The sequence below is a fragment of the Vibrio tarriae genome, from assembly GCF_002216685.1.
Taxonomy (GTDB): domain Bacteria; phylum Pseudomonadota; class Gammaproteobacteria; order Enterobacterales; family Vibrionaceae; genus Vibrio; species Vibrio tarriae.
The window spans coordinates 1,094,529-1,106,395 of the sequence record NZ_CP022352.1; the positions used below are offsets into that span (position 1 = coordinate 1,094,529).

12 protein-coding genes are annotated in these 11,867 nt (G+C 45.0%); 11 read left to right on the plus strand and 1 reads right to left on the minus strand.

The annotated features are described in order from the left end of the window. The first annotated feature begins 61 nt into the window (after window positions 1-61). The 7 genes from CEQ48_RS05405 to CEQ48_RS05435 all read left to right on the plus strand — a co-directional run bounded on the left by CEQ48_RS05405 (window position 62) and on the right by CEQ48_RS05435 (window position 7,535). Window positions 62-1,600 (plus strand): Re/Si-specific NAD(P)(+) transhydrogenase subunit alpha, encoded by a 1,539-nt coding sequence (locus tag CEQ48_RS05405; protein ID WP_089070532.1) that lies wholly within the window; start codon window positions 62-64, stop codon window positions 1,598-1,600. 11 nt (window positions 1,601-1,611) lie between these two features. Beyond that, window positions 1,612-2,988: a Re/Si-specific NAD(P)(+) transhydrogenase subunit beta gene (pntB, locus tag CEQ48_RS05410; RefSeq protein WP_001272522.1), complete on the plus strand. Its 1,377-nt coding sequence runs from the start codon at window positions 1,612-1,614 to the stop codon at window positions 2,986-2,988. A gap of 118 nt (window positions 2,989-3,106) precedes the next feature. Continuing rightward, complete coding sequence (vxrA, locus tag CEQ48_RS05415; RefSeq protein ID WP_000891056.1) at window positions 3,107-4,588, plus strand: sensor histidine kinase VxrA; 1,482 nt, start codon at window positions 3,107-3,109, stop codon at window positions 4,586-4,588. Continuing rightward, the gene (vxrB, locus tag CEQ48_RS05420; RefSeq protein WP_000815041.1) at window positions 4,563-5,219 is read left to right on the plus strand and encodes a response regulator transcription factor VxrB; all 657 of its coding nucleotides are present in this window, start codon (window positions 4,563-4,565) and stop codon (window positions 5,217-5,219) included. Before vxrA ends, vxrB begins: the two co-directional genes overlap by 26 nt. Window positions 5,220-5,221: 2 nt before the next feature. Next, window positions 5,222-6,106 carry a DUF2861 family protein gene (locus CEQ48_RS05425; protein WP_000240569.1) on the plus strand — a complete coding sequence of 295 codons (885 nt, stop codon included), beginning with the start codon at window positions 5,222-5,224 and terminating at the stop codon, window positions 6,104-6,106. Window positions 6,107-6,166: 60 nt separating this feature from the next. Next, window positions 6,167-7,333 (plus strand): conjugal transfer protein TraF, encoded by a 1,167-nt coding sequence (locus CEQ48_RS05430; RefSeq protein ID WP_089070533.1) that lies wholly within the window; start codon window positions 6,167-6,169, stop codon window positions 7,331-7,333. A gap of 40 nt (window positions 7,334-7,373) precedes the next feature. Then, window positions 7,374-7,535, plus strand: a complete 162-nt coding sequence (locus CEQ48_RS05435; RefSeq protein ID WP_000459082.1) for a YoaH family protein — start codon at window positions 7,374-7,376, stop codon at window positions 7,533-7,535. An 836-nt stretch (window positions 7,536-8,371) separates the two neighbouring features. Here the strand turns inward: CEQ48_RS05435 and CEQ48_RS05450 are convergent. Next, window positions 8,372-8,770: a helix-turn-helix transcriptional regulator gene (locus CEQ48_RS05450; protein ID WP_089070534.1), complete on the minus strand. Its 399-nt coding sequence runs from the start codon at window positions 8,768-8,770 to the stop codon at window positions 8,372-8,374. Window positions 8,771-8,891: 121 nt separating this feature from the next. Here CEQ48_RS05450 and CEQ48_RS05455 point away from each other — a divergent pair, with 121 nt between their 5' ends. The 4 genes from CEQ48_RS05455 (at window position 8,892) to CEQ48_RS19890 (ending at window position 11,474) form a co-directional block, all read left to right on the plus strand. Further along, complete coding sequence (locus CEQ48_RS05455; protein ID WP_089070535.1) at window positions 8,892-10,187, plus strand: phage/plasmid replication protein, II/X family; 1,296 nt, start codon at window positions 8,892-8,894, stop codon at window positions 10,185-10,187. A 76-nt stretch (window positions 10,188-10,263) separates the two neighbouring features. Then, a complete protein-coding gene (locus CEQ48_RS05460) occupies window positions 10,264-10,542 on the plus strand; it encodes a single-stranded DNA-binding protein (protein ID WP_089069804.1) in 279 nt (92 codons plus the stop codon). A 16-nt stretch (window positions 10,543-10,558) separates the two neighbouring features. Continuing rightward, window positions 10,559-11,218, plus strand: a complete 660-nt coding sequence (locus CEQ48_RS05465) for a gcrA cell cycle regulator family protein (RefSeq protein ID WP_089069805.1) — start codon at window positions 10,559-10,561, stop codon at window positions 11,216-11,218. A 1-nt stretch (window position 11,219) separates the two neighbouring features. After that, on the plus strand, window positions 11,220-11,474 hold the full coding sequence (locus tag CEQ48_RS19890) for a hypothetical protein (RefSeq protein ID WP_061051257.1): 255 nt from the start codon (window positions 11,220-11,222) through the stop codon (window positions 11,472-11,474). Window positions 11,475-11,867 lie beyond the last annotated feature (393 nt).

Consider the following 11,867-nt stretch of genomic DNA (forward strand, 5'->3'; position numbering starts at 1 on the left):
CAGTTCATGTCATCGTCCGATAAAAACAGATAATCATTGTGCCAATAGTCAAGGAACCGCTATGCAAATTGGTGTACCAAGAGAACAACTCACTGGTGAAACACGAGTCGCTGCTTCTCCCTCATCGGTAGAACAGCTTATTAAATTAGGATTTGAGGTTTGTATCGAATCAAAAGCCGGAGCGCTTGCCAGTTTCGATGATGCCGCTTATACCGCAGCCGGCGCTACGATCGGCTCACATGAAGAGATTTGGGCTTGCTCACTTATCCTCAAAGTCAATGCTCCTTCAGATGACGAAATTGCTCTTCTTAAGGAAGGCGCGACACTCGTAAGTTTTATTTGGCCAGCCCAAAATCCTGCTTTGATGGAAAAACTCTCAAGTAAAAACATCAACGTGCTGGCGATGGATGCAGTGCCTCGTATCTCTCGTGCGCAAGCATTGGATGCACTCTCGTCGATGGCGAACATTGCGGGTTACCGTGCAGTAGTAGAAGCCGCTCATGAGTTTGGTCGTTTCTTTACTGGTCAAATTACTGCAGCAGGTAAAGTACCGCCCGCGAAAGTCTTTGTTGCTGGTGCTGGCGTTGCTGGCTTAGCGGCAATCGGTGCTGCGGGTAGTTTAGGCGCTATCATCCGCGCGTTTGACGTTCGTCCCGAAGTAAAAGAGCAAGTGCAGTCTATGGGGGCTGAGTTTTTGGAAGTTAACTTCCAAGAGACTGCAGGCTCAGGCGATGGTTATGCTAAAGAGATGTCGGATGAATTCAACCGTAAAGCGGCTGAACTTTACGCCGCTCAAGCGAAAGATGTCGATATCATTATTACTACCGCGCTGATTCCAGGAAAACCTGCACCAAAGCTGATTACCAAAGAGATGGTAGATAGCATGAAAGCGGGAAGTGTGATTGTCGATCTGGCGGCAGCCAATGGCGGTAACTGTGAATACACAGTCAAAGATCAGGTTATTACCACAGACAATGGCGTTAAAGTGATCGGTTATACCGATATGGTAGGGCGTCTGCCGACCCAATCATCGCAACTGTATGCAACAAATCTAGTTAACTTGCTTAAACTACTCTGCAAAGAAAAAGATGGCAATATCGACATCAACTTCGAAGATGTTGTGCTGCGTGGCGTCACCGTAGTTAAAGCCGGCGAGATTACTTGGCCAGCGCCGCCCATTCAGGTATCCGCACAGCCTCAGCAAAAAGCCAAAGTACAACCGACCAAAGCGCAGAAGAAAGAGCCAGAACCGACTTCTCCTGTTAAAAAACTGGTTGGTTTAGCCGTGGGTGTCGGTCTGTTTGCGTGGGTAGCTTCTGTCGCACCTGCCGCATTCTTAGGACACTTTACTGTGTTTGTACTGGCCTGCGTCGTGGGTTACTACGTGGTATGGAATGTAACTCATGCTCTTCACACACCTTTAATGTCAGTGACTAACGCGATTTCTGGCATCATTGTAGTAGGGGCATTATTACAAATTGGTCAAGGCAGCGGTATTGTGACTTTCTTGGCTTTCATCGCTGTCTTAATTGCAAGCATCAACATCTTTGGTGGCTTTACCGTTACCAAACGTATGCTTGAAATGTTCCGTAAAAACTAAAGGAGTACGCAATGTCTGCAGGATTGGTACAAGCAGCGTACATTGTTGCTGCTGTGTTTTTCATCATGAGTTTGGCGGGTTTATCAAAACAAGAGTCAGCTCGTATGGGTAACTACTATGGTATTGCTGGTATGGCAATGGCCTTACTGGCAACCATTTTTAGCCCAAATGCTGAAGGTCTCGCATGGGTTTTATTGGCTATGGTGATCGGTGGCGGTATTGGTATCCATTACGCAAAGAAAGTGGAAATGACGGAAATGCCAGAGCTGGTTGCAATACTGCACAGCTTTGTGGGTATGGCCGCGGTACTGGTAGGTTTTAACAGCTACATTGATGCCCCTGAGGCCGCTACCCACGCGGAACATGTGATCCACTTGGTTGAAGTATTTCTCGGTATTTTTATCGGTGCCGTGACCTTTACTGGTTCTATTGTTGCGTTTGGTAAACTGCGTGGCATCATCAAGTCCACACCACTTAATCTTCCTCACAAACACAAACTCAATCTGGCGGCATTAGTCGTTTCAGGCTTATTGCTGATCCACTTTGTGAATGTCGATGGTAGTGTGTTTGCGCTGATTGTGATGACGTTAATCGCTTTTGCTTTTGGTTATCACTTGGTAGCTTCGATCGGTGGCGCAGATATGCCAGTGGTCGTGTCTATGCTTAACTCCTATTCTGGTTGGGCAGCGGCAGCGGCGGGTTTCATGTTAGCCAATGATCTATTGATTGTGACTGGTGCGTTGGTTGGTTCATCGGGTGCAATTCTGTCTTACATCATGTGTAAGGCGATGAACCGCTCATTCATTAGTGTGATTGCTGGCGGTTTTGGCCAAGAAGTCGTGATCAGTAGCGATGAAGAGCAGGGCGAGCATCGTGAAACCAGCGCTGAAGAAGTGGCTGAAATGCTGAAAAACTCGAAGTCAGTCATCATCACACCGGGATACGGTATGGCTGTCGCGCAAGCGCAATATCCCGTCTATGAAATTACTGAAAAACTTAGAGCTCAAGGTGTTACGGTACGATTTGGTATTCACCCAGTCGCTGGGCGTTTGCCAGGTCATATGAACGTACTCCTCGCTGAAGCGAAAGTACCTTATGACATCGTATTGGAGATGGATGAAATCAACGATGATTTCTCTGATACCGATACTGTACTGGTTATTGGCGCTAACGATACCGTAAACCCTGCGGCACTTGAGGACCCCAATAGTCCAATTGCGGGGATGCCAGTGTTAGAGGTATGGAACGCGAAAAACGTTATCGTCTTTAAGCGTTCAATGAATACAGGCTACGCAGGCGTGCAGAACCCCTTATTCTTTAAAGAGAACACCATGATGTTGTTTGGTGATGCAAAAGAGAGTGTCGACTCGATAGCCAAAGCTCTATAAAATCGACGCCGTTAAGGAGCCAGCATTATGCTGGCTTCTTTGTTTTGTGGACTGTCATTATTGACATCAATATAACACTCGAATATCTCTTTACCGGATAATGCGTTATAGTTTTTGCATGTTAGAAAAAACCAATATTCCCTTGATAAGAGCGCTTAATCTCACCTTGGTAAGCTTATGTTTTGCCATGTTACCGAATCCAGTTCACGCCGATTCGCTTCCTGAGCGCATCGACTTGTTTGTTTCGCTCTTTGATTATAATTCTGCGACGACGTCTTACGATATCCGATCGATTCAAACCGATTTCCCCACGCGCTTATTAACGCCAGATAGCATGTTGCCGCAAACGTCTGAATATCCGCTTAAAGATATTCAACTGCTTTATAAATTGGCGCAGAGTTGTACAGGTAAGTTGCCGTTAAGCCCATTGATCACTGAACCTCTGGTGTTTACTCGTTCACTCTGTAAAGGCTCCAGCTTGTCACCACGCTGGTTTGCCCGCAGTGGTTTGATTCATCCTGGCGGTGGAACTTACGCATTTCGCTATGCGGAAAAATACCCAGCCCAGTTTGCGAACTTGCTGCCTTACATGCACATCCAAGAGCGTCCCAATGCCGCAGAGGGAACCTTGCTGTACCACTTACAAAATATGGGTGAAGATGCGATCAATGCTTTGGTGTCTGGTGCATCCATGTTTGGCTCCGGTAGTGATTTATGGTTAAGAAAAGGGGATATCTACTACCTTTTTAATGAAGAAACGTGGTTAACCAATGCCAATAAAGCTGGGTTAAGCTATAGCTTGCTATCAGCAGATAACACCTGCTTTATTCAGCGTGGCAACATCTGTTGGGATGTGGAAGATCATTCAGATCTTTTACGAACTAGCATGATCATTCTTGTTATTGCCAATATCTTCCTTGTGCTTGGTTGGTCTGGGTATCGTTGGAATTCAAAACGACAAGAAATGCGCAGCCGGATGCTCATTTTGCAAATTCTCACCCATGAGCTGCGAACCCCAATCGCGAGCTTGTCACTCACCGTTGAAGGCTTTCGACGTGAGTTTGAGCATTTGCCCGAATCTCTGTACGATGAGTTTCGTCGATTGTGTGAAGATTCCCGACGATTGCGCCAACTCGCCGAAGCGAGTAAAGACTATTTGCAGTCTGACAGTAAACCACTCGCGTCAGATTGGGTTCCTTCGGTGGAGGAGTGGCTACAATATAAAGTCGAAGAAGAATTTAGTGGTAATGTGACTCTGAAACTTAATCAAGATATCGCTGCCAAACTCAATGTTTATTGGCTAGGAACTTGTGTGGATAATTTATTGCGTAACGCTGTCAAATACGGCGTTGCACCTGTCACTCTCGAAGTGATAACACAAACTAACTTAGTCACTTTCAAAGTGACCGACCAAGGCTCGTTGACTCACCGTGATTGGCGTCATTTACGCAAACCATTTGTGAGCAAAAGCGGTTTAGGCCTTGGATTGACCATTGTCGAATCAATGGTGGGACGAATGGGCGGAAAAATGTCACTCGAAGGCCCACCGACAACTTTTATTTTGGAGATACCTTGTGAAACAGACACTGCTTCTCGTTGAAGATGATAAAAACCTCGCTGACGGTCTACTCGTCAGTTTAGAGCAAGCCGGTTATGACTGTTTACATGCAGAAACGATCGCAGATGTGAAACAGCATTGGGACAAGGCGGATCTCGTTATCCTCGATCGCCAACTGCCTGATGGTGATTCTGTACAGCATCTAATGGATTGGAAAAAAATTAAAGATATCCCAGTGATTCTTTTAACTGCATTGGTCACAGTAAAAGACAAAGTGACTGGCCTTGATGCAGGCGCAAACGACTATCTCACCAAACCTTTTGCAGAAGCTGAGCTGTTTGCACGTATCCGCGCACAGCTGCGCTCACCAGATAGTGGGCAAGATGACAGTAAAGTGGTGACGTCTAACTTAACAATTGATAAAGCGACTCGTGAAGTTTTCTTCAATGGCGAATCGATCACCCTAACTCGAACCGAGTTTGATTTACTGCTCTTTTTAGCGAGTAATTTAGGCCGAGTATTTACTCGCGATGAATTACTGGATCATGTATGGGGATATAACCATTTCCCGACGACGCGTACCGTAGATACTCACGTTTTGCAGCTGCGCCAAAAGTTGCCTGGGCTTGAAATTGAGACGCTACGCGGTGTTGGTTACAAAATGAAAGCGTGATCATGGTTAAGCCAAATCCTCTTTTATGGTTAACAGGCATGCTACTCAGCACGCCTGCTTTTGCTGATCCAACGGGGTGGTTTGAAAAGAACACCCCGTTAACTCAAGCTCATCAACATCTCTTAAACAATGATTTAGAAAGTATGTTCAGCTCATTGGTGGAAGTGTGGCAGCTTGAAAAAAATAAAAACCTGAAAACACATCTGAACAATTTATTGATTCAGTCTTTAAGCGTGGATTGCGGTCGAGGGCTAGATAACAAGCCATTTCCAGATTGGATTCAGGGAGTGACCATTCGACGAGTTGATGTGCAAAGCCCTGGACGAGATGCTTATCAAGTTGCGATTGATACCAAAACCAAAGTTCCTATTACCGATATTCGTCTGACCAAATGGGTGGACAAAGTCGTCTCTACCGACAGTTCACTTACCAATAGAAGCGACAGTGTCACAACAAACATTTATACCTATGCTCAACGCTATAATTTGACGAACCCATTGAGTGCAGGGTTGTATCGCATCGATATTACCGCCGCAGATCAGGAATCATGGAGTGCATGGGTCATTTTTGGCGACACGATAGCCAAGCAAGTAGTGCGTTGGACATCAAAAGATGAGTGGCAGATTCAGAAGACCGAATTGCTTAATTCACACTGTCCGTTACCGAAATTATCTATTTCAGTCTTTGATCATATTGATGGTAACTATAAACAGATTTGGAGTGAGAGTTATGAATCGGATTACCCAACCACGTTAGATAACGTTTCGTTACCGTCAGATCGTTACATTGTCACAGTTTCTATGATTCACCAACGTTGGCAAGGACCGCTAGCTATTGAACAATCTCAAGTTATTAGCAAAACCTATGATGTTAATGTAGAGGAATAGCTGAAGATATTGGACAATATGCCGCTATAGAATAAAAAGGACGAATAGGCTTATATCATTATGAAAAGAATTTCTCTTTCTGTTGGTTTTTCATTAGTTCTCACATCTCCGCTCGCCTTCAGTGCAAATTATGCAGTTGAAGCACGCGGAGATGCTATGGGCGGTGTCGGGGTTGTATCAGGTAACTTTCTCACGGGCCCCTTTTACAACCCTGCTCTGGTAGCCATTTATCGCCGTAATGATGACGCAGGTATGATTTTACCGAGTATTGGTTTGTCTTATAACGATCCCAATGACCTCATTACTGATTTGGATAAGGTGTCTGACATCATCAACCAAAGCTCTAAAGGTGATTACAGCAATATTGGCGAATTAAATAAGAGCCTAACCGCAATGCAAGGGGACGTACTGAATGCCGAACTCGGCGGTGTAGTAGCTTTTGCCATTCCTAACCAATTTATTTCTGCTAACGTTTTTGGTAAAGCCTACACTGAATCCTTTGTTTCACCGATTATTGATAGCCGTGTCTGTACGGATGATCTTTGCGAGCTAGAGCGCGCAAAAGCGAGTTCGGTAAATGCCGTTTCTGTGGGAGTTACTGAGCTCGGTATTACTTTAGCCAAATACCAAACTTTCCTTGGGCAGCATATCGCTTTTGGTATCACGCCGAAGTTGCAACGTGTGTATACCTATGTCTACGAAGCAAGCCTAAATAGCTATGATATAAAGGACCTCCGTGATAATGGAAACGGAGAAACCATTTTCAACATGGATGCTGGTGCATTATGGTTCTACGGCCCAATCCGCATTGGTTTTGCTGCAAACAACCTAATTTCTCGCGAAATCAAAACTAAAACGATCACTTCTGCCGTCTCAGGCAATCCTATCTCATACTCATACGATATGAAACCGCAGTACACGGTGGGTGCTGGGATTGTTGCTGATTACTTCACACTAAGCGTGGACTACGACCTTAATGAAGAAGAGCGCTACAAAGACTTCAAAGACAACACACAAATGATCCGTGTCGGTGGCGAGATCGATATCATGCGTCAGTTAAAATTGAGGGCAGGGTACAACAAAAACCTCGCGTACGATAATACTGAAGGAACGCTTACGGCTGGTATTGGCTTGTCGCCATTGAATCTCTTCCAATTGGATCTCGGTGCAAGTTATACCAATGAAAATGCTATGGGTGCCTATATCAACTTTCTTGCGAGTTATTAAGCATCTCTTTATAGTGTGGCTCCTTTAAGGAGCCTTATTAATGTTTGATGATCTACCCACATTAACTCACGCTGAACAGCAAGTCGCCGTAGAGAAAATTCAAAAACTGATGGCAGAAGGCATCAGTACCGGAGAGGCAATCAAGATTGTTGCCCAGCAAATCCGAGAGGATAAAAAAGCGCAAAACCAAGGCACTCATTGAGTGCCTTTTTTATTATCCGCTTTAACGGTGGTAATAATCGTAGCCAGTTTTTTCATAGTTCAAACCAGTTAAAAATACACCACCACTCGTTCATTTTTGATTTTTAATCATTAAAACAACAGGTTGCAAAAGAACATTACGCTGCCTGCTTTCGGTTTTCTTATGGAGAAATGATCTGTGTGTAATTAAATTACACCAAATAAATACCACATTGAAACGCCAGCATAATCAACTGATAAGGTTGCAACGTCACGAAATGCTACGGTCATTAAGTGCGTATTATGTGGCCCGTCATTATGTTGAGGGGCAGTCGTCAGTACCATTGCGCAAGCACTGGCGACTTCATTTGCAGCAGAACGTGGGCAGCTTGCTGCATCGTTCTGCAAAAATGAACCCGTAACATAATGTCGAGTAATACGAATTAAGGTGTTGCCCGTTTTTAAATCACGGCTCGATTTTCTCTGCTATACGCTCGCGTGTAGAGAGAAAATGAGCAGCCAAGCGGAAAGAACGCCAAGCACTTCCCATCATGCCGACACCGCGCGGCAGTTTCCCTCACCGTATTTTTGGACTATCTCGCGCCTCTGTGCGCGACCCTCACGTTACTGCGTGACCACAATGACGACCAAACGACGGAATGACGACGACGAGAACTGAGGAGGAGGATTGGAGGAGAGCTGGGAGTAGCTTAGTGCGAATGGATGTGGATGCGGGCTTCATCCTGAAGACCGCGCCGCACCATCGCACAAGCATTCACGTAATCGGCCAAACTGACCACAGGGTACACTATCTTTAATAGTGTACTCTTGTCTCATTTTGAGACAAGTTTGGATGAATCACCGCTTCTTCGTTCTGGGATAAAGCAACTCGCTTGCGTGCATCTCGTCCATCTCGTCATGGTTAAGTTGCTGATACTTTAAGCTATTTATAAAACTTTCGTGATCCTTGATATGTTGCCATGTTCTTAGCGTGATCACATCTGTTGGTGCTTGGCTAATGTGTTGCTCAATTATGAAATCATCAAGTGTGTAACGACCATAAAGGTATCCGTTGCAAATTTCGTCTGCGGTTATACCCAAGTTTTCAGCCAACAACTTGATCTGGCTGGCTTTAGGCTCAGTATCTCCATTTTCCCACTTTAGATAAGTCTGCTTCGCAACTTTGACCCTCTTAGCGATTTCTTCTTGTGTGAATCCACATCGAGAGCGTGATTCCCTAAGTACGTCTTTAATCATTGTATCCTCCATATAGGTACGCTTTTTTATTAGTTTAACACCACCTTTTTACACCAATCGCTTGAAATACGCATTATTAGACTGTAACTTATAAAAAAACGTACTTGACAGGGTTTTTGGCGTGATAGATAAGCTTAAAATATCAATACCGTTCAAAGCTGAATTTACCTTCTCGACGCATCAAGCGAAGTCGGGCGAGGCTGTGTCTTATGTTGATATTAAAGAGTGTTCACGCCGTGGCATTGGTCTTGAAGCTAAGACCATCTTCTTTACTGGTGAGGTTGGGGCAGAGCAGTACGAAGTCGCAGACCTCCGTCATCCGTTCGAATCATTGCCAACACACTTCACTGGAATGGCATTCAAAATTTATCAGGGTACGTATCTCCGCTCCCCATGTGTTGAGTTGAAAGCGTCACCAGCCAAAATCCTCCAAGGCCATAACGTCTACGGCCCAACATCTATCGAGGTTGGAGCCATCGAAATGTTGATGGCGTTCTACAACAATTATTCTGACGTCTACGAAATGCTAGATGTTCACTTGGCAACGCTGGATGCCATTGATGCCACTTACTCAGCGCGTGTGAAAACTGAGCTTCAAGCTAGACAAGTTATCCAGCAACTGAAAAACGTATCCAATAAGCAGATGAGAACCGCCGTACGCAATGAGCATGAAACCACTGTGTACTTCAATAAAGGCTCTCGCCACTGCGATCGTAAAGCCTATCTAAAAGGCCCCGAATTTAACCATCAATTAAATCATTTTCGGTCACTTCAAGAAAAAGGTGATACGTCGTATGACCGTGTTATTGACGTTATGTCTGACCCAAGATTGATTAACTACGCTCGGCATCTTGTTCGCCTCGAAGCCGGAGCACATCGCAGATACCTAGACGACTTAGACATACCAAAGAACCTGTTCGACGCAATTAACTACCAGAAACAATACGAATCTACGGGACGCAACTTAATCGCTGACATCTGGACAAAAGCGTTCACACCGTTACTAGAAGCACTGGAGGGGCAACACATGAACATCTTTAACGACGAAGAAGTGCACAACAAACTCAAGCAAACTTACTTCCGGTATACACCTAAAGGTAATGTGTCATACGCTAGAGCTGACAAGCTTTTCAGGTTCTATCGTCAGTTAGTATCTGATGGATATCATGCTACTTATCAATCGTTCACATCTCGACAAACTTTCGCTCGTCACCTAAACGACTTGCTTGCAATCGGCTTCTCCAAAGCTCAACTCCAAAACCTTCAAGGCAATGGCAACGACAATGTTGTTCCGTTGCTTCAGGTTATCGAAATCAATTTCTCACAGCAGCATCCGGCTGACTATGTAGAGCCTATCGTCGGCCATATCTCTCGCATGTATGGGTATGGTGACAACGTTATCCGTTTAACCGCTTAGTTCAGGGGTGTGTACTCATAGGAATAGGAGCGGGTACATACCATAGAACGGCACCAACACACATAAGGACTCATTAATGCTTAAAATCGAAATCTTCCCAGAAAATGCACATATCGAAACCCGCACTATCCCAAGCAAGGATGACCAGCCTGGTCGTGAGATATATGAGCAAATAGCTTATGCACACCTCGGTGGTAAGTTCCCCGTAGAAATGAAGCTTCAACTGGAAAAAGGACAACCAGCGTATGTTGCAGGACAGTATGCAATACATCCCTCTAGCTTTGCTGTTAATAAGTACGGCTCTCTGGAGTTGAAGCGCTTCGGCTTCCTGATAGAACCCATAAACCAAAAATAAAGGCTAGGTTAATGTTATGGAAAACGTCAGTTCAATTTTACCGGAGCAAGACTTCTCTTGCTCCTTTGCAGACCTTTTAAAACGTCCACGCCACGCGCAAGAGCCACAAAAACTAGAGCCAAAACGCACGATTATTCGATGGACAGAAGAGGAGAAAACACAGCTTACCGCCTTGTTTAAGCAGGGCACTAATATTGAAATCATTGCATCTCAACTCAATCGTCCGGTCGATGGCGTTCTAGGTCAAATCCGCAAGCTCGGCTTAAGACGTTGCAAGACGCTAACGCTTGAGCAAGAGCAATTCTTAAAACGTGACTTCTGGCTTTTGGGTGTCGAGGGTTGCGCTAAAAAGCTCTGTCGTAACCGTAGCACCATAGCTTATTACGCCAAGCTACTTAACCTCAAAAAACCCACTCGAGACGAAGTTGACCCACCAATCCCACGCTGTTTATTACCTTATGACATGGTTAAACGGGTAGCGATTCTACAGCGCAAATCACCGACATCGAGAAACCAAGTTGAAGATGCGGTGGTTATCTTTTACGACAAGAACGGCCCATCAACCGCAATGATGGCCATGCACTTAGACGAACTCTGTGCAGCATTGGACACACACTTTAGACGTAAGTCTGGCGTCACCGCATCAGCTTTGATGTATGGGTATAAGGCGGTGTGATATGAGCACTCGTTATAGAACTCACCGGTTTAAACGCCGTGATCATTGTCCCCAATGTGGGGATATCGACTTCCTATGCACCGAGTACATTATGGATAATCAGGTTTACATGTACGAGGAGCAGTGTCCTAGGTGTTACGACTTCTGGCAAATAGGCCTTGAAGACTCACTCAACGATTACCGTAAATTCAACAACATCACATCTGGAGGCAAGTGTGAAAAAGATCTTCTACAAGGGCGGCGTCAGCATGGTTAATCGCCAAGATGACCCAACATATCAATGCACATCTTGTTATAAACCGTGGTTCCAAGATGAAATTTTTACAGGCTTAGTCATTATGCAGCCGCAATGTCCATCCTGTGGGGCTGTCATTCGCAAGCTCACCAAAGACCAACCATTAATCACCAAATGACAGGGAGCTAACTGCCATAAGGCTTAAGCTTTGTGGCAGTTGAAACCTGTAACACTAATCAAGCCGCTTGAAATCTGTTACAAAAATCATCCATAAACTAAAACACCTTAGTGCGTATTATGTGGCCCGTCATTATGTTGAGGGGCAGTCGTCAGTACCATTGCGCAAGCACTGGCGACTTCATTTGCAGCAGAACGTGGGCAGCTTGCTGCATCGTTCTGCAAAAATGAACCCGT